We start from the raw sequence: 20,963 nt of genomic DNA, 5'->3' as shown, positions 1-20,963 counted from the left end.
ACCATTTGTAAACTGAAAAATATGTGACATTAAGATGAAAGTCATGATCTTAGCATTTCTATCATTTTTCATTTCATTCAATAGAACTAAAAAAAGCTTTTATGCGATGTGCATAAAAGCTTTTGATGTTTGATTACAGCGGAATTCACACTGTTTGTATACTTTTGTTCTTCTCGAAATTATTCATATCTAAGAGAATCAATCGGATCTAGTCTTGCTGCTTTATTCGCAGGAATTAACCCAAAAACAATCCCAATAAACATACTAAACAGCACACCTACACAGATGATTTGCCAAGATACTAAGGACGGCCAGCCGGCAATGAGTGATACTAACGAGGCACCGCCTATACCTAGTGCAATCCCCATCAACCCGCCGATCAAGGTTAAGACGACAGACTCAATTAAAAATTGAACGAGTATTTGAGCCCTCGTTGCTCCAATCGCTTTTCGAATACCGATTTCCCTTGTCCTCTCTGTCACAGAAACAAGCATGATATTCATCACGCCGATACCGCCGACAAGTAAAGAAATTCCAGCTATTGAGCCAATGATTGTGGTCATAACAGACGTGATTTGACCGATGCCTTCTGCGATTTCTTCCATGTTGATCATTTCATAAGCATCTTCTGTATGATGATTTTCATTTAATAATGCAGCCGCATTCTTTCCTACTTCCTTCATTTGATCAGCATGTGCGACTTGAATTGACAACTTATCGTATTCATTGATCCCAAATGTGGAGGTGAGCATGGCGAATGGGACATATATTTCATTCATATCGAATGAAAGCATCCCTTTTTGTTTGGCTAAAACACCGATGACTTCAACCGGCTGTCCGTTCATCCAAATCATTTCGCCCAATGCCTTCTGTCCATTAAATAATTCTTTTTGTAAGCCTTCAGAGATAAGGGCGGCTCTTCTGCCGCTTCTAAAGTCAATATCTCTTAAATTCTGCCCTTCTGCTATTTGTAATGAATGTACATTTGTATACCCTTCATTTATACCGTTAACTGTCGCATCCACTGTCGTATCTTGAAATCTCAGCTGCATTCCTTGCGCAGTCGAAGAGGCAACCTGATTCACCCCATTGATTGTCTTAATGCTTTTTATGTCTTCCTCAGTAAATGTGGCGTCGAATAAAGCGTTGGGATTTGCATTTAACTCTTCGTCAGAAGGCGTATATGTCATATCAACGGTATTGTTTGGACCTGAAATCGACCCTTTTAGCATTTGCTCGCCGCCTCGACCGATAGCCACGACCGCAATGACTGATCCAACACCAATAATAATCCCAAGCATCGTTAAAATAGAACGTAATTTATGAGCTAAAACAGAATTCATCGCTATTTTGATATTTTCAAAGAGTTTCATTCATAGCGTCCCCTTGTGTCAATCTATCTTCAACGAGTCGTCCATCTCTTACAACGACCGTCCGATTTGTATACGCAGCTATTTCTTCTTCATGGGTGACAAGTACAATCGTTGTCCCTTCCTCATTCAGCTTAGTAAACTGTTCCATGATTGAGAAGCTTGTTTTTGAGTCAAGAGCGCCTGTCGGTTCATCTGCTAAGATAAGCTGCGGCTTATTGACAATTGCACGGGCTATTGCCACTCTTTGCTTTTGCCCTCCCGACAACTCACTTGGCATATGTTTCATTCGGTCTGCCAAACCAACCTTTTCAAGTGCCATCTCTGCACGTTCTTTTCTTTCCTTTTGACTGATACCAGCGTAAATCATCGGAAGCTCAACATTACGCCTCGCATTTAACCTCGGCAGCAGATGAAATTGCTGAAAGACAAATCCAATGAATTGATTTCGAATCACTGCGAGGTCTTGATCCTTTGCTGCTGACAGCTCTCCTCCTTGAAAATGATATTGTCCTGTAGTTGGCCGGTCTAAACAGCCAATGATATTCATTAACGTCGATTTTCCAGAGCCGGACGGGCCCATAATGGACATATACTCGCCTTTTTCGATGACAAGATCGACCTCACTTAATACATCAAATGATTCCTCGGCAACCTCATAGCTTTTTGTCACGTTTGAAAGCTGAATCATTCAGCATTCACTTCCATTCCGTCATACATGTCATCTGATGGATGAGAAATGATTTGATCCCCTGCTATGACACCTTTTGTCACTTCAAGATCATGACCTGACGTTTCCCCTAGCTCTACTTTTACTTTTTTAAGTACATTCTTTTTGACAACATAAACGTATTGTCCATCATCCTCTTTTTTTACAGCTGATTCAGGAATCGTTAGGGCTTGACGCTTATCTGTTTCAATTTCCATGATCATTTTAAAACCAGGTTTTGCTTCAGGTTTTTTTCCTTTTATTTCGATTTCAACTGGATATTGCACCGTTTGATCACCTGCAGTTGTTTCGGATGCTGCCTGAGCAGGTACAACCCCCACTTTTTTCACGACCCCTTGCCAGCTCTTTCCGCGAATAACATCAGACGTTATCTTTACTTTTTGTTTCTTTTTCACTTTTATGGCGTCATATTCAGAAATCAATCCTATTACAATCATTTTTTTCTCATTGCCAATATGAATGATCGCCTGTCTCTCTTCTGGCTTTCCTGCCCCTTCTTCTTGCTCAATGGAAATGACTGTACCGGCAATTTTACTATGTACGATTAAATCTTCTATTTGTGCTTTTACTTTTTCTTGGCTGATCTCTGCTTGTTTTTGTTCTAATTCAGCCGCTTTCAGCTCTAGTTCAAGCTGGTCTCGCTCGGTTTTAGGATTGGCAACGGAGTCGCCTCCTTGTTTTTTATCTAATTCGCTCAATCTATTTTGTAATTGTTCGCGTTTTAACGTACTGGATTCAGCCGCAAGAGCTTGCTGCTCTTCTTCAAGTTCCAGCTCTCTATTTTCATATGTAAGAAGCGGCGTTCCAGGCTTTACCTTTTCTCCTTCTTTCACAGAAATCCCCTTCAAATGTCCCTTTTCCTCTTCTGCATAAATGAACTGCTCTTCAGAGAATGAAAGTGTCCCTGGCGTCATGACCGTAGTGGTGATTTCTTTTTGCGTAGGTTTTACTGTTTTAATAGCTGCTGTCGAAGCAGGCTTTGATTGATTTTTCGCAATGTTAAAGCCAATAAATAGACCGATAACAATAATAAAAATGGATCCGATGATGATTTTCTTTCTCATAAAGACATTCTACCCCCAGCTTACTGATATGGTGATTGCAGTTCCTACATATTGAAAAATGATAGATAAGAGATAAAAGACTCCTATAATGGTCCAAGCGATTCTTGGCGATATATGGCCTACTTTCATCAATAAAAAGCCTGTTAAAACAAGGTTCCAGATCACAAATAGATCAATATTGGCAAGCACAGCATGCCATGGACCAGACGTTTGAATGAGTGCATTTAATGAGGTGATTGTGATGTTTTTTGGCACATGGAACAGAATGATGGACAGATGAGAAATAATCGTACCAACGATCGTAACTGGTGTAATAAACAGGACCGCTGAAAACAGCTGCTGAAACGATGCATCACCCTTTGCTAAAAAAACGATGAACTTATATATTGCAGCATTAACCACAAGCCCGAGAAGTAGACCAATTAGCGTCACCACATAAACGACCGATACCGGCAAGCTTAAATCTGCCCACATTCCTTCATTCACCAGCTCTGACAAATAAGTCACAATCACTGTTAAAAAAAGTACGCAGGATAAAGGCCACCAAACCACCGGATTTTCCCATACTCTTTTCAGGTGCTCCGAAGGCCTTGTGCTCACTCCAATGATCGTAGGCTTTTGCATATTTTCTTTCATCAAATGTCATCCTCTCTATGTCATGCAAGTATGCAAACGCACATGCTCTCTCTTATTCTTTCTATTTTATCAAAAGATTGCCAATAAGTGATGGGTGATTTGATTTTCTTATTTTCATTGAGGGAAAAATTATCTATTATCATGAATGAAATCCTCCAAATGACACCATGACTAGACCATATTCATATCAAGAAATAAAGGTTTTTCTGACCTAAAAACATTTTATCAAAAAAAAACCATGTCTTTCGGAATAAATATCCTTTTCCTTTGAATTCGGTTGGTCTTCGTGAGACACAACAATTTTTTGTTAAAATAATCCTAGTAATTTCAACAAATCCCGGCTTTATAGGACTACGATTGGTTTCTTTTATAGAACAAATGAGCCTTTAGTAACAATACTTTCATATTAAAAAATTAAAAATATCATGATTTTACTTGATCAAAAGTTATTTTTTCATATAATGTAAAATAGAGGTAGGTTAAATGATAGTGGAAATGGAGTCAAGTGAATGTTAAGAGAAAAATTGAAAACGCAATTGATTTTACTTTATGAAAAGGAACAAGAAGCATGGCAATACTTTCGAAAGGAAAGAGAACTGATTTATCATGAGCTCAAATTACTTGATATGAAAGAAAGCAGACCCTCTAATGACAAAATATACTACGCTGCTAGATGTGTAGATATTATTAAAGAGAAAAAGGGTAGCATTGTGAGCACAAAAGAATTAAAAGAACAGCTTCAAGCCCAGACAGATTTCAACGTGAGACGAATTAGTGAATTGTATGATCTGATTCAGCAGCTCGATCCTCACATTTCTAAAGCACGAAGGGGATGTTTTATTTACGAAGATCACACCCAAATACCTCTACAATCTTTTCACACATAAAAAATTGGTTACAGCCGCTGGCCATAACCAAATCCTCTAATATCTATTATCCACCGCTTACAGGAGGAATGAATGCAACAGTGTCCCCGCTACACACTTCAGCGTTTCCCCTCGTATATCGTTCGTTGACTGCAACCATCACATTTTGTGCAGCATCAACACCATATACCTCCTGTAATTCTAATTTAATCTCATCAACCGTTGTTTGATCTTTTTGAATGATGATTTGTTGTTTACCGGCCTTCTCAGCAAGGCCGGCGAACAATAATACACTAATCAACCTGATCACCTTCTTTCTTTGCAAGTTGAAGATCACTAGGTTTCCCCTCTGGATATGAAACTGTTTCAAGCTGATCACCTACCCAGGCTTCCCCGTCTTCCCAATATTCTTTTTTCCAAATCGGCACAATCTCCTTAATTCGCTCAATGGCATATTCGTTCGCTTCGTATGCAGCCTTCCTATGAGGAGATGAAACGGCTATCGCAACAGCAATATCCGTTATATCAAGTGTCCCGACCCTGTGCACAATGGCAGCTTCAGTATCAGGCCATCGTTTCTTGATTTCTTGTCCAATCTGACTTAGCATGCTTTCTGCCATTGGTATGTAAGCTTCGTAAGTTAAGCGCAGCGTTTTCTTACCGTTTGTCCACTCTCTGACCGTCCCGATAAACGTCGTAATGGCCCCTGCCTTCCGCTTTGTCACATGCTGAATCAATTCATTCACATCAATCGGCACTTTTGTTATTTTAAAAAGTTCACTCAAATAGAGCCGCCTCCCTTCAATAAGTTATAACAAAATGTATTCGCATCCTTTTCAAAGGCTGAAAACACTGGAAAAGAGTAATTTTTGGCTAACTGAAACTCTTGAGAAAAATAAATAGCTGCTTGTATATTGGAAAGTGTTGAAAGATCAATGAGCTCCTCTTCATTCTTCACACAAACGATTTTGCGGTATGGTGCCTGTTTATACCCTTCTATCAAGACCGCGTCTAATGGAAGATACTGACACATGTTTAGCAATTGCTTTAACGTGATGTGCTGCATTGAAAAGTGAAATTCACCCTCTCCTTCTACGCCAGCGGCAAATGCACCTGCCCCGACATATCGATCGGTGTCTTTTTCTTTCAAAAGACGATCTGGTTTACCGCCATGTCCATGGTGTTTAAAACAGCCTAGCTTCAGCTCATCAAGTACAGCCAGCTGACAGAGCTTTTCAATCAACGACGTTTTTCCGCTGTTTTGATAACCGACCACCTGTAATATACTTAATGTGTCATCCAGCATGGGGAACCCTCGCCTTCGTGCTGAAACAGCAGAACATGCACCTGATCACCAGCCTTAAAACCTCTTGTTCCACCTGGCAGAACAATGAAACAGTTAGCCTCTGCTATTGAGGTCACGGCACTTGATTTATCGAGACCTGTTGGGGTCACACTGAGCTGACTGCCCGTGAACTCAAGTGCCGCTCTAACAAATCGAGTAAACGGATTAGCTTTTGGGAAATCGTGTGTCAGCTTCGCCTCAGCAAAATCGGGGAACGGCTGTTTCTTGAAAGACCATTTATAGATCATCGGTTTCACAAATAATTCAAAGCCAACAAAACAGGCAGCAGGATTTCCTGATAGGCCAAACAGCAGTTGACCATTTGGCATTGCAGCAACCGTCGTTACACTGCCGGGTCTCATGGCCACTTTATTAAATAGCACCTGAGCTCCCAGCTTTTCATAAATTGCGGGGAGAAAGTCAAAATCACCTACTGAAACTCCGCCTGTTGTAATTAAGAAGTCTACCTTGCTTAAGGCTGCTTTGACTGCATGATAGCTTTTGTCAAAATCATCGGACACACCGCCTAAATCAAGCGGCTCTCCCCCAGCCTTAAGGATCTGGGCATAAACCATGCTAAGGTTACTGTTTCTAATCTTCCCGTCCACCATCGCATCACTCACTTGAAGAAGCTCTGTACCTGTTGAGATGATGCCGATCACTGGCTTTTTGACAACTGGAACTACCGCATATCCGAATGTCGCCAATAAGGCCGTAACGCCCGGAGTTACTTTGGTTCCTTTTTTGAGCATCACATTCCCTTCAAGTACCTCTTCTCCTTGACGAGAAATATTGTCCCCTTTTTTCAGCGGTCTTTTAAGTGACATGTATGATTTCCCATCTTTTTCAAAGGTTTTAGTCAGCTCAAGCATGATGACGACATTTGCTCCATTCGGGATTTTTGCTCCTGTCATGATACGAATGGCTTGAAAGGGACCGATGGTTTTTGCTGAGACCACTCCTGCCCCAATATGATCAATGACCTCAAATTCAACCGGATGCTCGCTTGACGCTTCTTTTGTATCGTCTGCCCGAAGTGCAAAACCATCATACGGGGACCGATCAAATGCAGGCACATCTTGATCTGCCAAAATATCTTCTGCAATGAACCTTTCAAGGCTATTTCTTAAAGGCACCCATTCTGCTTCTCCATGCTTTTCATATTGATGGACTTTTTGAATGGCTTCTTGTACTGGAATTGGCTGACGTCTTTCCATCACACTTCACTCCTATATCCCTAGCAGTTTTGCTAGTAATGAATTGGCTGCTTTTTCATCATTTGTCCCATGGATTAATGCACGTCCACCTTTGAAAAAGACGATACGATAAGATTCATAGCGGACATGGATTAAGAAGTCATTCACTTCTACCTCACAAATGGATGACAGCCGCTCTTTCACATGCTGAAATGATAGATTAGCTAGATCCTTAGATACAACTTGGACTGTATCCCGCCCGCAAAGAATCGTCGTTTTTTTACGCTGATCGTGTAAATAAGGATAGGTTCTATCTTTGCCGCAAGATGGACAGTTCTTCTGCTTAGTAAGAGACAAATCCATTTTAAACGATGTCGCCTGCCAAAGATCAAATGTGACAAATTTCCGTTCGATTTGATCTTCATGTCCTGTTAAATACTTTAGCGCCTCTGTTTGCTGATAAGCAGAAACCATCTGAACTGCTGGAGAAATAATCCCCGCTGTATCACACGTCAAACCGCCAACAGGCAGTTCTGTAAAGACACACGATAAACACGGCGTTTTATCTGGCAAAATGGTCATATACATCCCCTGGCTGCTCACACAAGCACCATATATCCACGGCGTCTTCGTTTCCTGCGATAAATCATTCATGACCATTCTCGTCTCAAAATTATCCGTCGCATCAATGACAATATTTGCGCTGTGAAATAACGGTCTTAACAGCTCAACCCCTGCATCTTCAATCAGGGCGTGTATGGTCACTTCATGATTGATCTCTAGGAGACGTTTTTTTGCCGCAGCTGCTTTTGGCACATGTGCCTTTGCGTCATGTTCTGTATACAGCTGCTGCCGCTGTAAATTTGAAAATTCTACATAATCACGATCAACAATCGTCAACGTGCCGATCCCAGACCGGACAAGCCCTTCCGCAGAGGCCGTTCCAAGTGCACCCGCTCCAACAATTAGAACATGACTGTCAGCAAGCGCACGCTGACCCTTTTCCCCCACCGGAGGGAACAAGATTTGTCTTGAATATCGATCATTCAATGCTGTTCTCTCCTCACCATTTTTTATGTATCATATCATACCGTTTTCAGGTAAATCGCTTCTTTTATTGATATTTCGGAATTCATTTGGTGTTACGTTCAGTTCCTCTTCTGAGACGATACGCACCTTAAGCCTTTGAATTAACTCTTTGATGGCTAATTGTTTCTCTTTTAAACACGCATCAATGGACGGCAGACAGCGGCGGTGATAAAGTGCAAATAAAGGCTGTAATCTGCCCTGAACAAGCGGGATGATTGCATCTACGTGCTCGTTGCAATAGGACGATAATGCTTCGGCGGTCTCTCTCCGCACGAAAGGCATGTCACATGCCGTCACTAAATACCATGCTGCTTCTTGCTTTTGCATCGCTGTATACATGCCGGCAAGCGGCCCGCATCCGAGCACCTCTTCATCATCCAACCACACATCTCGTTCACCCCTTTCTTTAAAAAAGGTCAGAAGTGATGGATGGCTGATGATGACCATCTGTCCTTTCAAAAGCTGCTTTTTCACATGCTCATATAGTGGTTTTCCTTGATACATATAACTTGCCTTTGGCTCTCCAAAACGTCTGGATGCTCCTCCAGCTAAAATGACATTGACTATGTCCATCCACTCACCCTCCTTTGATATGGTTGTTCTAATCACTCTCATCTCGCATACTTTATTGGTAACATGAATAAGGAGGGTCTATCGATGAACAGGCGCCATGCTTCTCCCCTATTCCATGACCTATCTCAAGAGAATTTATACTTAAAAGCGGAAACAGCCAAATATCAACAAATGATCTCTGATTTACAGTCCTCATATACGTATTCTAAAAACAAGAAGTTAACTCAAGAATATCACGAGATGAAAAAGGATTACACGCAATTAAAGCAACAATTGGATGAAATGACCATTGATCAAGATCATGCAGCCTCAAAAATACAGGATCTTTCCTACAGCAAATCTGAATTATTACATAAAATAATCCTTCTTCATGAAATGCTCCAAAAAGAAACCTTTCATAGAAGGAAAGAAACGGAAGAAAAACACCGGCTGCATTTAAAAGTCATCAAATATAAAGAAATCTCTCAACAATTAAATGAACGGGTGCAAGATCAAGATAAACGGCTTGCAAAAGAGGAGAAAAAAGGAAATACTTTATCCGCTGTGATTGAGAAACTGCAGCAAACATTAGGTGATAAAAACGCAGAGCTCAATCTATTACAGGAAGGCGTAAAACACCTGCAGGAGCGTTTTTATGAAACACAAGAGAAATTACTGCAAATTGAAAAAGCAAAGGAAGCGATTTTTTATGAAACGCTCACAAGCTATCAAAAGCAGTTAGCCGAAAGTGAGGAATGGATCGCATCTCATTTTGCTGATATTGACCAGTCAGCTCAAACAAATTCACAGCCATTCTCTCGAGACAGCCTCCTGCAAACAACGGAAGAAATCGAACCCATCTTGAAAAAGTTGAATGAACAAGTTCAAACGCTACAAGCACAAGTCGATGCGGTGCAGCAAAATGGAGATGTCATGACAGTGAAGATTGAAGGCTTCAAAAAGCAGCGTGATCACCTGTCAAAGGAACGAAAAATTGTCTATACTGTTGATCAAAAAAAGTAATTCTCGCAATAAAAAAACTGCTGGCTTTTTTCGTCAGCAGTTTCTTTTTTATTTATTCGTCTTCTGTTTGAATATCGCCTTCTAAAATATACTGTCCGCGATATGGCTTTTTCACTTCAGGATACATTTTAATTAAGCTTTGCATAAACGTTGTCATATTTGGAATTTCAAGACCGCTCTCTTTTTCAATTTCTTTTTGAAGTTCAGAGCTTTTAATCGCTGCATTATGACGCTTTAACGTTTTAATCGCAGCTTCACGAAGCTTAGCTGCCTTTGAACCAGGGCGAGCTGTGCCTCTTCTGCGTCTTGTAGATCCTTCAGGAATACCTACAGGTGCACCGTTTAGCTGTCCTGTTCCTAAAGTTGATACAGCATTTGATTGTGATTGTGCAGGCGGCTGGTAGCTTCTCATTTCTTGTGCAGCCAGTTCAGCTAATACAGGCAGTGAATCCGTTTTTCTTTCTGTACGCACTTCTTTTTTTGTATCTGACACTAGACCTGTTCCATGACGGTCTAATTCTCTTAATTTTGCATAAATCGTATCTCGCTCAATTTGATATTCACGGATGACCTTTACTTCTGCTTCGTTTAATTGTTCCAATCGTAATCGTAACGCTTCCCTCTCATTAAACAATGGATTTCCCCCTCATCATATAAAAAATATTCTATAGTAAATATTAGATTAGAAAACTAATTTTATCAACTATTTTTTTATCATTTTACAGTTTGTTATCAGATAGGTATTTCCAACTAAAATTTTGCCAAAGAGGAACAATCGGCAGCCATTTCATTGCCACTAAAGGCTTTTGACAAACCTTAAAATATTGTAAAAAATTTGAATAAACACTTATACTACTTGATTTACATCGTTATTTACCAAACTGAAATTTCTTTTGTGCAAAAACGTTCTGAATAGTAAAAAGTTAAAATCTTTACATTTTCATTTCAAAACAAAAATGTAAATAGGTCTTTAGGTCTTTTTGTTTCAGGAATATTTTTTAATAAACTCCCCCAATTTCTCTTTTCTTAGGAAGGCGAAGTCCATTCCGTGCAATAGGTCGCCTATTTTTGTCCATGAAAAAACCCCCATTTATGGGGGAAAGCCTATTCTGCAGCCTTTTCAGACTCAGAAAGCACTCGATTGACACGTTTCTCAAGCATTTTCATTCCGCTTCCGCCAGCTTGGAAGTGGCGCAGAGCACCTGTTTTATCAAATACATAATATGCTGGTACATATTCATTTTCAAAGGCTTCTGTTAACTTATGATCACTATCCACAAAAATTGGCTGCGTGATTTCATGCTCTTTCGCAACTTCCTTGATCTTATCCAGATCTAGGTCATCCTCTGATCGCGGCATATGAACGGCTATCACGTTTAGTTGATCCTTGTATTCATCACGGAATTGATTGACTTGAGGCATTGCCTCTTTACAAAGATGACAGCTGACTGACCAGAAATGAATCAATGTTGGTTTCTCACCAATTAGATCTTCTTTTGTTACTTCTCCATTTAACCATTCTTTTGCACCAGTTAGTTCTGGCATTGGTTGACGTAATTTCATTATGAAGCGCCTCCATCCATTGTATGTGTCGAAACAAAAAGGTCTAACATTAGTTAGACCCTCCTGTTTCTTCAGCTATCAATTAAAGTGTTTTTTGACCAGGCTTCCAGTTCGCTGGGCAAAGTCCACCAGTTTGTAATGCTTGAAGAACACGTAATGTCTCATCTACATCACGACCGATATTGTTGTGGAATACTGTTTGATATTGAAGTTCGCCTTCAGGATTGATAATGAATAGACCGCGAAGTGCAATTCCTTCTTCTTCAATTAAAACGCCGTATTCTCTAGATACTGTGTGGTTTGTGTCAGCAGCTAGCGGATATTTCAATTCGCCTAGACCATTGTCTTTACGGTCTGTGTTGATCCAAGCAAGATGCGTATGGATTGTATCAGTAGATACACCAATGATTTCAGCATCTAAATCTTCGAACTCATCATAACGATCGCTCATTGCTGTAATTTCAGTTGGGCAAACAAATGTGAAATCCATCGGATAGAAGAAAAGAACTGTCCATTTGTCATTCTTCATGTTTTCTTCTAAACTTACTTTACCAAATTCCTTGTTAGCAAGTACTGCTTCCATTTCAAAACGTGGAGCTTGTTTTCCTACAAAACGCTCTGCCATATGTAAATCCCTCCAAAAATAATATCTTTATACAGACTTCTAAGCTGTATATAAAATGAGAATCAAAAGTTGAAATTCTCATTTAGTTAATAACTTCACAATTACAATTATAATACTTAAGCGGTTTTTAGTCAATATTAATTAATAATAAATTTAATTAACGATTTGTCACAATCTCTTGCTTCACTTAACAAAAGTTTAACATGTCTTGCAGAAGGGAACAAATGATTAGCTTCTCTATTAGAGCATACATAGAAAGGTTTTGAAGATCATGAAAGCATTTGAACAAGTAGATTGGGTTTCCATTATCCTCAATAGCAGTATGATTTTGCTAAAACTAATCGCTATTTTTGTGATTTATTTTATCATCAGAGCCATCGGAAATAAGATGATTAAGCGTGCCTATTCCACTTTCTCTGAAAGGCATGACGTCTCTTTATCAAGAGCTCAGACGCTGCAAAGTCTCACGCTAAATATTTTCGCCTACATATTGATTTTTATTTTAGTTGTCATGATCCTCGACTTATTTCATTATAACCCGACCGCTTTGCTAGCTGGCGCAGGCGTTGTGGGGCTTGCAATCGGTTTTGGCGCTCAAGGACTAGTGAGTGATATTGTGACAGGATTCTTTATATTATTAGAGAAACAATTCGATGTGGGAGAATACATAACAGTTGCTGGCTTTGAAGGGATCGTAGAACAAATTGGACTTAGAACCACGCAGCTTCGAAGCTTTGACGGCACCCTTCATTTTATTCCAAATCGAAGCATATTGAACGTGAGCAATCATTCAAGAGGGACTATGCAGGCACTCGTTGATATCGAGCTATCTCCAGAAGAGAATGTGGATCAAATGATCACAGCCCTTCAAGCTGCGTGTGATGAGGTACGAAAAGACATTCCTCAAATTATCGAAGGCCCTCAAGTTGTCGGCGTGGAGGCGTTCGGATCCTCTTCCCTTGTACTGCGCATCATTGCAAAAACCGAAACAATGGAGCAATGGCGGGTAGAACGAATCTTGCGCAAAAAAATGAAAGAAGTACTCGATATAGAAAAAGAGCAAAAAGAACCGGGATGATAATCTACCGGTTCTTTTTCTTGTTTGTTTTATTGAACACGCTGTTCTACTTCTTGACAAATTTCATCAGCCGTCATACCAGACGCGGTAATCACAGATGCCTTTGTCGTTGTGTCTGAAATGCCAAGAACATTTGAATCTAGCCCTGTGACTACATAGCAGTCACACTGATCCATTTGCTGTTCATTTTGAATACGTACGACGTCATACCCTTTTTGCTTCAGTAGTTCTTCTACATCGGATAAAGATGGTTCTACACCAATTCTTGTCATAATCAAGAACACCTCCTGTTCATAAGGTGTACAGGAGGTAGCTTGATTATTCATTCACCTGCTTGCTTTTTGAAATAAGCCGTCATAACGTTTACTGCGGTTTCTATCGCTTTTTCATCAGGCATAAGTTTTGCATGATGCAGGCCATATTCTGAATCGACCCCTAACCAAAACATGAATCCAGGGTATTTTTTCAGCATGTAGCCAAAATCTTCTCCTGTCATGGCTTCTCTGCATTCAATCACATTCGCAAGCCCTTCTCCGGCGACATATGACATAAATTCCTCTGTCAGTTCCTTTGAATTATCCACTTCGTAATAAGATGAAGGGTATCGCACGGTTGCCTTGCATTCGTAGCCAATTTCAATCCCTTTTGCTAGTGCTTCAATTCGCTTTCTCACTTTTTCCATAGATTCTGGTGAAAGTGTACGAATGGTGCCATCAAGCTTTGCATGCTGTGCAATGATATTTTGAGCCGTTCCCCCGGTAATCGTGCCAATCGTGATGACCGCACTATCAAGAGGATCGACATTACGAGAAATAACCGATTGCAGCTGACCTACAAGTGCGCTCGCTGCCACAACCATATCATTCGCTAAATGAGGGTAAGCAGCGTGTCCGCCTTTTCCTTCAAGATCTATCACAAGCTCACTCGTATTGGCAAAAAGCAGCCCTGGCTTTGTGGCTATCGTTCCGACAGGATATTCAGGTGCAATATGCAGTGCTGTAATAAAATCTGGCGTCCACTTTTTCAGCACATCACTTGTAAGCATCGGTTCAGCTCCGCCTGGACCTTCTTCTGCCGGTTGGAACATAAATAATAGATCTTCTTTGATTGGCTCATGAACGAAATGATCAATGATCCCAAGTGCGATGGTCATATGAAGGTCATGTCCACACGCATGCATCTTCCCTTCATGTACTGATTGAAATGGATACCCTGTGTCCTCAGGAATTGACAGACCGTCCATATCTGCACGATACGCAAATACGCGCTCAGGATTTGTTCCCTTTACTTTGACAAAAAGTCCAGTTCGCCATGTTTCTATCTCAACTCGATCTTTTGAATAAGCACTAAGATGATTGATGAGGTACGCTTGTGTTTTGAATTCCTTAAAACCAAGCTCAGGGATTTGATGTAAATCTCTTCGAATGGATATCAATTGCTCACGATTTAACAAGTGAACTCGCTTCCTTTCCTCTATACGAATAAGACGTGGATATATCATCCACGTCTATGTCTTCAGCTGCGAATTGTATGAATTAAAGCTGACGCAGTTCTTGTTTAATTTCTGTTTTACCTTTTGTTTTTTCATCAATGTCTTTGATTTTCTTTGCAGGTGTACCTGCTACAACTGTGTAAGGCTCTACATCGTTCACAACGATCGCACCAGCAGCTACGACTGCACCTTTACCAATTGTTACACCTTCTAGAACTACAGCGTTCGCACCGATGACAACATCATCTTCTACGACAACTGGTTTAGCAGATGGTGGCTCAATGACACCTGCAAGAACAGATCCAGCACCGATATGACAGTTCTTACCTACTGTCGCACGGCCGCCAAGCACCACGTTCATGTCAATCATCGTACCTTCGCCGATCACAGAGCCGATATTAATAGAAGCCCCCATCATGATGACTGCATTATCACCGATTTCAACTTGGTCACGAATGATCGCACCTGGCTCAATACGTGCTTTAATGTTCTTTAAATCTAACATCGGGATTGCAGAGTTGCGGCGGTCATTTTCCACGACAACATCTTCAATTTTGTCTTTGTTCGTTTCTAGCGCTTCTTGAATGTCGCTCCACTCACCGAAAACAACTCCAGTGTTTCCTGTGATGAACGTTTTTGCATGTTCACCAAACTCAATACCTTCTAAATCACCTTTGATGTAGACTTTGACAGGTGTTGATTTTGTACTATTTTGAATAAATGAAATAATTTCATTAGCGTCCATTTGTTTCATGTATGTATGTCCTCCTCTTAATTTATACTTCATTACTGTACCAAAGGAGAGTTTTAATGACAAGTGAAAGAGTTGACTCTTCAATGGAAAATAAAACAAGCGGGACTGATTACCCCGCTTCCTGCTGGTGAAGATGAACAAATTGTTTACCAAAAGAAATCAATTTCTCTTCTTCTTCTCCTTCTGGATTTAGCTCGATCTTGACGGATGGCAGGACAATGTCCCCGCCAAGTTCCTTCACTTTTTCTTCGATTAGATCAACAGCTCCGCAAAAATGCTCATAAGATGTATCCCCGGAACCGAATACAGCAAATGCTTTTCCCGTTAAATCAAGCTCTTCCATTTCTTCATATAAATCAATAAAATCATCAGGAAGGTCACCATCTCCCCATGTGTACGCACCTAACATAATGTGCGTGTAATCATTGAGAAGTTCTGCATCAATATCCATCGCTTCATGACGGTCCACGCCAGCTCCTGCTTCTGTTATTCCTTTTTCAATTAGATCCGCCATCGCTTCTGTATTCCCAGACATCGTGGCATACACGAGTAAAACCTTTTCTGTCACTTTTTCTTCCTCCTTATCAATGAATCAATGCCGGCTCCTCATATGGTCTTACAAACTTGCTTTCATATAAACCAGCACAGAAAAAGTTTTCATTTTGATTGGCTACACGAAAACCGTGTCCTTTGATCGTATCAAACCATTTGAGCTCTTTTTGCTCAATATCAAGCTGATACACTTTAGAAAACCCGTGTTCGTCTTGTGAAGTCGTCACATACACAATGCCATTATCCTCTGACACATCCAAAAATGATTCCTCTCTAGCAAAGGCTTGTGATTGAATATCATGCAGCATATTGGTATGTAAATCTAAAATTTGAACAGATCCCTTTTTGCCTTTTTTTGATCCCAATGCGCAAACAAGCAGATGCTCCTGACAGAGCAGCATAGAAGCTGTCATCCGGTGCTCCTCTCTGTTTAGGAGGAAAACCTGTTCGCTCTCCAAGTCATACACCCATATTCCTCCATGAACATCATGAATCTGAGTTCCAATATAAAGATGATCACCTGCAGCACATAAGGAACGAATGACAGGCGGATGGTTCACATGAGCAAATGGCTTCATAATTTCCCAGGAAATCCCGAAATCATTTGACACATAAATACTATGTTTTCCATGTGCACACACAAACCCATCTTTGCGTCCTGTAATAGACCAAACGACTGCATTTGTTGGAAATGATGATAGCGCCCATGTATGGCCTTCATCTCCTGATCTAATCACTGTGCCATTTTCACCAACACCGAATAAATAAGGTCCAATATAGCTGATGGCATGAATTTTATGCTTGAGCTTAAACAGTTGCTGCCACCCGCTCTCCACACTGTAGTGAAAAATACCTTCACGTTTTACAGCGACAAAGTATCCACCGTTTTTAGATGCAGCAACAGCTGTCGCTCCTTTATGAAACATGGTTTTCAACTCGTTTCTCAGATAGCGCCGCCCACGTTAAAAAGCTTGTCGCAAATTCCTGACAGCACGCCACATCCTCATCGGTATCAGGCGCAAGCTCCATTTTCAATGTTTCAGGAAATACAGATGCACCGGTTGATTTGAGCATGTCATGAAATGTATGGACAGCCTCACAAAACTTCGGGTAGCTGTAATCTCCAGACCCGAACACAGCTGCTTTGATGTCACTTAGTTCAAGCGTGGAGACCTCTTCATAAAAGTCCTCAGCTTCATAAGGTAAATCACCATCACCCCATGTATAAGAACCGATGAACACATAATCGTATGAAGAAAGATCCTCTGCGCTTGTATCATCAAATTCCAACATCTCTGTATCGATCCCTATTCCTTCTAGTGTTTGCTTTATGATCGCTGCCATATCTTCTGTATTACCAGACATACTCGCAAATGTAATTAGTGCTTTCATCTATCGGTCACCCCATCTAAATGATAATCATTTTCAATTATTATATGTACACTTTAAATGATAATGATTTTCATTGTCAAATGATTTCATAAAAAAGCTTTGGCCAATCAATACGATAACCCAATGAAAAACCCGCTCATTCCAATGGGAAGGCGGGTTTTTCGTATCGAAGAGATCATCGGTTTCTCATTCGTTCGTTTCATCTATTTGAATAAAATATGGACCATAATCCGTTTCGTGCGTCACCACAAATGTCCATTTTTCATTCCAATCCATCACATACATATCGTTATAATCCATATGATTAGATTGATATGGTAAATCATTGATTAAAAGAGAGCTGGCATTTTCGAAAAGATACGCCTCGTCAACAAATTGATAAAAAACAGTACACTTATCCTTTGATTGTTGAAGAAATGCGTCTATCGCTTCAGCATTTTCAAGGCATGTAACCATTCCAAAACTGCATAAATGCCATAAAAAATCATCTAATATCTCGTTTTGTTCTTTCATTGAAAGATGACTAGCAAAACGTTCACGCCACCTCACGCGCAAATGATCTCCCCATTCTGGTTTGTTCATTTTGATTAATTGATTGTTTTTCATAAGATCGAAGTCTCCTCTATGATTCGCTCCATCTATCTATTGCTTTGATATGCGACAATAAGTAAATTTAATCAAACTGATTATTTACCTAAAAAAAGCACCTTTCTTTTCCAAGAAGGTACTTACACCGCATCACTTTCAAGCATTTCTTTGACCACACCGACAAATGCTTGCACTTGTTTTAATTGAAAAGAAGCTTCATAGCCTAGCAGCCATGTGTCACGTCCGATTTGCTCTCCATTCACGTCAACAAGCGGTGTTTTATGAACACTTTTTTCGTGATCGTATAAGGTGACCGAAGGCAAAATGGCGTAGCCTATGCCGTGGTAGGCCATTTGTTTACACGTCTCAATCTGGTCCACTAGAATCGTCTGCTTTGGAGACACTTTGAATTTTTGATGCCACCAGTGCTGGATTTCCTGATAATACGTGCTGTCGCTTTTAAATTGAATAAACGGGCGTTCTGTCTCGATTAACTCGTCCACGTCTTTGATAACGGAATCGACTAAATATAAATGATCTGTCATCAAATATTCCTTTGTTCCCTTCCAATCAGGGTTTCCGCGAATGATCCCAATGTGCACGTGGTCCTCGTATAAGCTTTTGAGCATTTCACTACTCCAGCCGGTCACAAGTGATACCTTCGCATTTGGGTACTTTTCGACATACCGCTTTAACACTTTCGGCAGCCAGTGCTGTCCAATAATGGATGCAACCGCAAGCTTTAGTGTACCGTGAATTTCCCCTTCAAGTTCATCGATTCTCTCTCTCACTCGATCTTGCTCAACCGTCACCTCTTTTGCAAATTGAATGATCTGTTCACCTGCCGAAGTCACGGTGAGCCCTTTCTGAGAACGAAAAAAAATTTTGGTTCCCCACTCTTTTTCAATCGTCTGCAATCTTTGGGATAAAGCAGGCTGAGAGACAAAGAGCCGCTCCGAAGCCTTTCTCATATTCAATTCTTCACTTAGCACAACAAGCATATGTAACTCCTGAAGCTGCATGGGCGTCCCCTTTCTCTCTATAAGTTTTTCTTATTCCATATGGCCATTATATAAATTATAGCTTATGAAGGCAAAAAAATAAGCTGGGTTTCAGCTCATTTTTTCGCGGCATGAATCACTTCATTTAAGCGCTTTAATACAACACGTCGTGTAAATATTCCTTCAAAGACTTGCTCCTCATTTACGACACAAACAAATCCATTATTCGTTACAGCGTGAACGCCTTTTAGCACAGGATCCGTCGTTTTAAGCCTTGGGATATCAGTAAGCATAACCTCTTCTACCTTCAGTTGGTCCAGCTTTTCGAATTCAATTCGTTCTAAACCAAAGATCTTATCCATGATCATATTCGTTCCAATTAACCCATGCAGGTGATAAGAAGGATCTAATACCGGGATGGCTGTATATCCTGTTTTTGTAAGGACCAATAGAGCATGCTCAAGGTTATTTCCAATTTGAACATGTGCCACTTTATCTGCATCAATCATATGCTCGGCTACTGTTGACTCAAGCAATTGAGTTGGTTCTATCTCTATCATGTTTCTTCGACCCCTTTTCTCTCAATCATCAATCATACATTCCCCTTTACCATTAAGCATAAACTAAAACGAAATTTGTCGAAAGATTTTTTCTGCATAAAAAAGATACTCAGCTCCCGAGTATCTAATAGAATGTTCAATCAATATTAATTCTCAAACCTTACTCTGTCATACAATGTGATCAACTGCTTATACGTATTGTCATCGACATTTTTTGTTCCACATTCTATATCATTGATCTCACTGCTTAGTAATTCGACAGCATATTCCTGATTCAGCAATACGTTTAATAATAGCTTTTTCTCTTCTTCATTAAAACGATTTTCGATGACGCTCATCCAACATCAGGCCCCCTGTTTCATATATGCTTTTATATTGATTAGCAGGCTTTTGAATGTCTGCTTCCTCTCTATACAGCTAGAATAAGGAACTAGAATCGAATCGTCAACCGCACGTTTCGACAAGGTTTGGAGAAAAATGACGGAATTTATTTTGTGTATCGATTGGCATAGCAAAATGCTGCGTATGAGTCGGGTTTTATTTTAGCTTCAATTCCCATAGCTGTGATCATTCCGGTCATTTCCTGGATCAGATCTTTTGTACTTCCTTTTTTGCCAATATCCAGATGGGCTTCAAAACGGAGGTCTGCCCCTTCCTCAGCAAACGGAAGAAGCAAATCCATCAGTTCTGTTAAAGGCCCCTCAAGGATGTCTGCACATACCTTTTGGCTAAACGCTGTCTCTAATGAAATTTTTTCTCTAAGGCTTTGCACAGGTCTGCTGATCACTTGTTGCGTGAGGCAGCCCCAAGCCCCTTTGCCAATCCGGTGGAGATGAATTGCAGTCATAAATCTTGTGACATTTTGATTGACCTGAGAGTCCGTACCAATTGATAACACATAGGCGGATCTAGGGTCTTTTCGAATAAAGTCTTTCATTCTCATGACGACATCAGAAAACGCTAAATGATCTTCAGAAAGATTGTAGTAAAAAGAATCACTCACAGAAAGGAACTCCTTTTTAATGGTCTCTTATCCGAAATATGCGCTGAATGATCATCTTCCATTTGTACACTGCGCCAATCATGACACATGTATATTGCCGCAAATAAACGAAGGAATCCTTAGAAAAAACATTTCATACGATTCAGCTTAGGATTGTAAAAGCTCAAAAATCTCAATCGAAATCATATCAATGTTGTCAAATGGGAAAGTATTTGGCTTATCCCCTTGTTGAAAAACAGTCAATTCAAACGTTTGATTCTTTTCGAAATACTTAACACTACAGATTTTCTCACCGTTCACTTCGAAATAACGCTGTGCCGGTTCGTTTGCAGCTTCTGCTGTCTCTTGAAGACTTTGCAGCCTTGTAATGATACCCATTAATTGTGACATTCTAAAAAAAGACTCCTTTCAAAAAAACAACTCAAGATGAACCCGTATTGATTATACACAAGTCCTACAAAGCATCATACCATAAAGTGTTCTC

The 20,963-nt window shown here is 40.2% G+C and carries 28 protein-coding genes; 3 read left to right on the top strand and 25 right to left on the bottom strand.

Annotated elements, in window-relative coordinates; translation table 11 throughout:
• Positions 1-179 precede the first annotated feature (179 nt).
• Genes MHH54_RS06995 through MHH54_RS06980 form a run of 4 tightly spaced genes read right to left on the bottom strand, consistent with a single transcriptional unit; the run spans position 180 to position 3,800 of the window.
• Positions 180-1,373: an ABC transporter permease gene (locus MHH54_RS06995; RefSeq protein ID WP_342500817.1), complete on the bottom strand. Its 1,194-nt coding sequence runs from the start codon at positions 1,371-1,373 to the stop codon at positions 180-182.
• Positions 1,360-2,061 carry an ABC transporter ATP-binding protein gene (locus tag MHH54_RS06990; protein ID WP_106032464.1) on the bottom strand — a complete coding sequence of 234 codons (702 nt, stop codon included), beginning with the start codon at positions 2,059-2,061 and terminating at the stop codon, positions 1,360-1,362. Before MHH54_RS06990 ends, MHH54_RS06995 begins: the two co-directional genes overlap by 14 nt.
• Positions 2,058-3,164 (bottom strand): efflux RND transporter periplasmic adaptor subunit, encoded by a 1,107-nt coding sequence (locus MHH54_RS06985; protein WP_342500816.1) that lies wholly within the window; start codon positions 3,162-3,164, stop codon positions 2,058-2,060. Before MHH54_RS06985 ends, MHH54_RS06990 begins: the two co-directional genes overlap by 4 nt.
• 9 nt (positions 3,165-3,173) lie before the next feature.
• Positions 3,174-3,800 (bottom strand): YIP1 family protein, encoded by a 627-nt coding sequence (locus MHH54_RS06980; RefSeq protein WP_003211611.1) that lies wholly within the window; start codon positions 3,798-3,800, stop codon positions 3,174-3,176.
• 509 nt (positions 3,801-4,309) lie between these two features.
• On the opposite strand from MHH54_RS06980, the gene MHH54_RS06975 reads away from it, so the two are divergent.
• Positions 4,310-4,687: a hypothetical protein gene (locus MHH54_RS06975; protein WP_003211488.1), complete on the top strand. Its 378-nt coding sequence runs from the start codon at positions 4,310-4,312 to the stop codon at positions 4,685-4,687.
• Positions 4,688-4,733: 46 nt separating this feature from the next.
• Here the strand turns inward: MHH54_RS06975 and moaD are convergent, their stop codons facing one another.
• The 6 genes from moaD to MHH54_RS06945 are packed head-to-tail and all read right to left on the bottom strand — an operon-like array spanning position 4,734 to position 8,869.
• The gene (gene moaD / locus MHH54_RS06970) at positions 4,734-4,967 is read right to left on the bottom strand and encodes a molybdopterin converting factor subunit 1 (RefSeq protein ID WP_003210852.1); all 234 of its coding nucleotides are present in this window, start codon (positions 4,965-4,967) and stop codon (positions 4,734-4,736) included.
• Positions 4,960-5,451 (bottom strand): molybdenum cofactor biosynthesis protein MoaE, encoded by a 492-nt coding sequence (locus MHH54_RS06965; protein ID WP_342500815.1) that lies wholly within the window; start codon positions 5,449-5,451, stop codon positions 4,960-4,962. The genes moaD and MHH54_RS06965 overlap by 8 nt, the downstream gene beginning before the upstream one ends.
• Entirely contained in the window at positions 5,448-5,972 is a 525-nt protein-coding gene (gene mobB, locus MHH54_RS06960; protein ID WP_003211651.1) for a molybdopterin-guanine dinucleotide biosynthesis protein B, read from the bottom strand. The genes MHH54_RS06965 and mobB overlap by 4 nt, the downstream gene beginning before the upstream one ends.
• The gene (gene glp / locus MHH54_RS06955) at positions 5,954-7,231 is read right to left on the bottom strand and encodes a gephyrin-like molybdotransferase Glp (RefSeq protein WP_342500814.1); all 1,278 of its coding nucleotides are present in this window, start codon (positions 7,229-7,231) and stop codon (positions 5,954-5,956) included. The genes mobB and glp overlap by 19 nt, the downstream gene beginning before the upstream one ends.
• Before the next feature lie 9 nt (positions 7,232-7,240).
• Positions 7,241-8,257: a thiazole biosynthesis adenylyltransferase ThiF gene (locus MHH54_RS06950; protein ID WP_106029779.1), complete on the bottom strand. Its 1,017-nt coding sequence runs from the start codon at positions 8,255-8,257 to the stop codon at positions 7,241-7,243.
• 30 nt (positions 8,258-8,287) lie between these two features.
• Positions 8,288-8,869, bottom strand: coding sequence for a molybdenum cofactor guanylyltransferase (locus MHH54_RS06945; RefSeq protein WP_106029780.1), 582 nt, complete (start codon positions 8,867-8,869; stop codon positions 8,288-8,290).
• An 84-nt stretch (positions 8,870-8,953) separates the two neighbouring features.
• On the opposite strand from MHH54_RS06945, the gene MHH54_RS06940 reads away from it, so the two are divergent.
• On the top strand, positions 8,954-9,871 hold the full coding sequence (locus MHH54_RS06940) for a sigmaE regulated sporulation protein (protein WP_106035814.1): 918 nt from the start codon (positions 8,954-8,956) through the stop codon (positions 9,869-9,871).
• A gap of 52 nt (positions 9,872-9,923) precedes the next feature.
• Here the strand turns inward: MHH54_RS06940 and rok are convergent, their stop codons facing one another.
• The 3 genes from rok to ahpA form a co-directional block, all read right to left on the bottom strand.
• On the bottom strand, positions 9,924-10,505 hold the full coding sequence (gene rok, locus MHH54_RS06935; protein WP_003210851.1) for a transcriptional regulator Rok: 582 nt from the start codon (positions 10,503-10,505) through the stop codon (positions 9,924-9,926).
• A gap of 470 nt (positions 10,506-10,975) precedes the next feature.
• Positions 10,976-11,434 carry a TlpA disulfide reductase family protein gene (locus MHH54_RS06930; RefSeq protein WP_050945138.1) on the bottom strand — a complete coding sequence of 153 codons (459 nt, stop codon included), beginning with the start codon at positions 11,432-11,434 and terminating at the stop codon, positions 10,976-10,978.
• A gap of 82 nt (positions 11,435-11,516) precedes the next feature.
• Entirely contained in the window at positions 11,517-12,059 is a 543-nt protein-coding gene (gene ahpA / locus MHH54_RS06925; RefSeq protein WP_003211758.1) for a biofilm-specific peroxidase AhpA, read from the bottom strand.
• 271 nt (positions 12,060-12,330) lie between these two features.
• Between ahpA and MHH54_RS06920 the strand changes: the two genes are divergently transcribed.
• On the top strand, positions 12,331-13,137 hold the full coding sequence (locus MHH54_RS06920) for a mechanosensitive ion channel family protein (RefSeq protein WP_003211570.1): 807 nt from the start codon (positions 12,331-12,333) through the stop codon (positions 13,135-13,137).
• Positions 13,138-13,166: 29 nt separating this feature from the next.
• On the opposite strand, the gene MHH54_RS06915 is transcribed toward MHH54_RS06920, so the two are convergent.
• The 12 genes from MHH54_RS06915 to MHH54_RS06860 all read right to left on the bottom strand — a co-directional run bounded on the left by MHH54_RS06915 (position 13,167) and on the right by MHH54_RS06860 (position 20,869).
• Positions 13,167-13,409: a YkuS family protein gene (locus tag MHH54_RS06915; protein ID WP_003211408.1), complete on the bottom strand. Its 243-nt coding sequence runs from the start codon at positions 13,407-13,409 to the stop codon at positions 13,167-13,169.
• Between the two features lie 50 nt (positions 13,410-13,459).
• Positions 13,460-14,638: an N-acetyldiaminopimelate deacetylase gene (locus tag MHH54_RS06910; protein ID WP_050782659.1), complete on the bottom strand. Its 1,179-nt coding sequence runs from the start codon at positions 14,636-14,638 to the stop codon at positions 13,460-13,462.
• A 34-nt stretch (positions 14,639-14,672) separates the two neighbouring features.
• A complete protein-coding gene (gene dapD / locus MHH54_RS06905; RefSeq protein WP_003212204.1) occupies positions 14,673-15,383 on the bottom strand; it encodes a 2,3,4,5-tetrahydropyridine-2,6-dicarboxylate N-acetyltransferase in 711 nt (236 codons plus the stop codon).
• Positions 15,384-15,492: 109 nt separating this feature from the next.
• Positions 15,493-15,918, bottom strand: coding sequence for a flavodoxin (locus MHH54_RS06900; RefSeq protein WP_050782665.1), 426 nt, complete (start codon positions 15,916-15,918; stop codon positions 15,493-15,495).
• Between the two features lie 49 nt (positions 15,919-15,967).
• Positions 15,968-16,861 (bottom strand): hypothetical protein, encoded by an 894-nt coding sequence (locus tag MHH54_RS06895; RefSeq protein ID WP_095117790.1) that lies wholly within the window; start codon positions 16,859-16,861, stop codon positions 15,968-15,970.
• On the bottom strand, positions 16,851-17,327 hold the full coding sequence (locus tag MHH54_RS06890; protein ID WP_003212484.1) for a flavodoxin: 477 nt from the start codon (positions 17,325-17,327) through the stop codon (positions 16,851-16,853). The genes MHH54_RS06895 and MHH54_RS06890 overlap by 11 nt, the downstream gene beginning before the upstream one ends.
• A 186-nt stretch (positions 17,328-17,513) precedes the next feature.
• A complete protein-coding gene (locus MHH54_RS06885) occupies positions 17,514-17,933 on the bottom strand; it encodes a DUF4275 family protein (protein WP_342500813.1) in 420 nt (139 codons plus the stop codon).
• 122 nt (positions 17,934-18,055) lie between these two features.
• Entirely contained in the window at positions 18,056-18,937 is an 882-nt protein-coding gene (locus MHH54_RS06880) for a LysR family transcriptional regulator (RefSeq protein WP_003211236.1), read from the bottom strand.
• Between the two features lie 95 nt (positions 18,938-19,032).
• Positions 19,033-19,476 carry a cyclic-di-AMP-binding protein CbpB gene (gene cbpB, locus MHH54_RS06875; protein ID WP_003210874.1) on the bottom strand — a complete coding sequence of 148 codons (444 nt, stop codon included), beginning with the start codon at positions 19,474-19,476 and terminating at the stop codon, positions 19,033-19,035.
• A gap of 146 nt (positions 19,477-19,622) precedes the next feature.
• Positions 19,623-19,814, bottom strand: coding sequence for an antirepressor AbbA (gene abbA / locus MHH54_RS06870; RefSeq protein WP_003210802.1), 192 nt, complete (start codon positions 19,812-19,814; stop codon positions 19,623-19,625).
• Between the two features lie 149 nt (positions 19,815-19,963).
• On the bottom strand, positions 19,964-20,479 hold the full coding sequence (locus MHH54_RS06865) for a ribonuclease H-like YkuK family protein (protein ID WP_003212504.1): 516 nt from the start codon (positions 20,477-20,479) through the stop codon (positions 19,964-19,966).
• A 147-nt stretch (positions 20,480-20,626) separates the two neighbouring features.
• Positions 20,627-20,869, bottom strand: coding sequence for a DUF1797 family protein (locus MHH54_RS06860; protein WP_003212254.1), 243 nt, complete (start codon positions 20,867-20,869; stop codon positions 20,627-20,629).
• Positions 20,870-20,963 lie beyond the last annotated feature (94 nt).

The organism is Bacillus sp. FSL K6-4563, assembly GCF_038630405.1.
Taxonomy (GTDB): Bacteria; Bacillota; Bacilli; order Bacillales; family Bacillaceae; genus Bacillus; species Bacillus pumilus.
Note: the sequence above shows the minus strand (reverse complement) of the source record. Positions and strands in the feature narration are given on the sequence as shown.

Coding starts and splice junctions, on each gene's coding strand:
- MHH54_RS06860 (WP_003212254.1), bottom strand. CDS start 20,869: ATGTCACAATTAATGGGTATCATTACAAGGCTGCAAAGTCTTCAAGAG.
- MHH54_RS06995 (WP_342500817.1), bottom strand. CDS start 1,373: ATGAAACTCTTTGAAAATATCAAAATAGCGATGAATTCTGTTTTAGCT.
- MHH54_RS06920 (WP_003211570.1), top strand. CDS start 12,331: ATGAAAGCATTTGAACAAGTAGATTGGGTTTCCATTATCCTCAATAGC.
- MHH54_RS06880 (WP_003211236.1), bottom strand. CDS start 18,937: ATGCAGCTTCAGGAGTTACATATGCTTGTTGTGCTAAGTGAAGAATTG.
- cbpB (WP_003210874.1), bottom strand. CDS start 19,476: ATGATAGAGATAGAACCAACTCAATTGCTTGAGTCAACAGTAGCCGAG.
- dapD (WP_003212204.1), bottom strand. CDS start 15,383: ATGAAACAAATGGACGCTAATGAAATTATTTCATTTATTCAAAATAGT.
- MHH54_RS06930 (WP_050945138.1), bottom strand. CDS start 11,434: ATGAAATTACGTCAACCAATGCCAGAACTAACTGGTGCAAAAGAATGG.
- MHH54_RS06990 (WP_106032464.1), bottom strand. CDS start 2,061: ATGATTCAGCTTTCAAACGTGACAAAAAGCTATGAGGTTGCCGAGGAA.
- MHH54_RS06975 (WP_003211488.1), top strand. CDS start 4,310: ATGTTAAGAGAAAAATTGAAAACGCAATTGATTTTACTTTATGAAAAG.
- MHH54_RS06890 (WP_003212484.1), bottom strand. CDS start 17,327: ATGAAAGCACTAATTACATTTGCGAGTATGTCTGGTAATACAGAAGAT.
- MHH54_RS06895 (WP_095117790.1), bottom strand. CDS start 16,861: ATGTTTCATAAAGGAGCGACAGCTGTTGCTGCATCTAAAAACGGTGGA.
- MHH54_RS06940 (WP_106035814.1), top strand. CDS start 8,954: ATGAACAGGCGCCATGCTTCTCCCCTATTCCATGACCTATCTCAAGAG.
- MHH54_RS06915 (WP_003211408.1), bottom strand. CDS start 13,409: ATGACAAGAATTGGTGTAGAACCATCTTTATCCGATGTAGAAGAACTA.
- MHH54_RS06985 (WP_342500816.1), bottom strand. CDS start 3,164: ATGAGAAAGAAAATCATCATCGGATCCATTTTTATTATTGTTATCGGT.
- MHH54_RS06945 (WP_106029780.1), bottom strand. CDS start 8,869: ATGGACATAGTCAATGTCATTTTAGCTGGAGGAGCATCCAGACGTTTT.
- MHH54_RS06910 (WP_050782659.1), bottom strand. CDS start 14,638: ATGATATATCCACGTCTTATTCGTATAGAGGAAAGGAAGCGAGTTCAC.
- MHH54_RS06885 (WP_342500813.1), bottom strand. CDS start 17,933: ATGAAAAACAATCAATTAATCAAAATGAACAAACCAGAATGGGGAGAT.
- mobB (WP_003211651.1), bottom strand. CDS start 5,972: ATGCTGGATGACACATTAAGTATATTACAGGTGGTCGGTTATCAAAAC.
- MHH54_RS06980 (WP_003211611.1), bottom strand. CDS start 3,800: ATGAAAGAAAATATGCAAAAGCCTACGATCATTGGAGTGAGCACAAGG.
- MHH54_RS06900 (WP_050782665.1), bottom strand. CDS start 15,918: ATGTCTGGGAATACAGAAGCGATGGCGGATCTAATTGAAAAAGGAATA.
- ahpA (WP_003211758.1), bottom strand. CDS start 12,059: ATGGCAGAGCGTTTTGTAGGAAAACAAGCTCCACGTTTTGAAATGGAA.
- abbA (WP_003210802.1), bottom strand. CDS start 19,814: ATGAGCGTCATCGAAAATCGTTTTAATGAAGAAGAGAAAAAGCTATTA.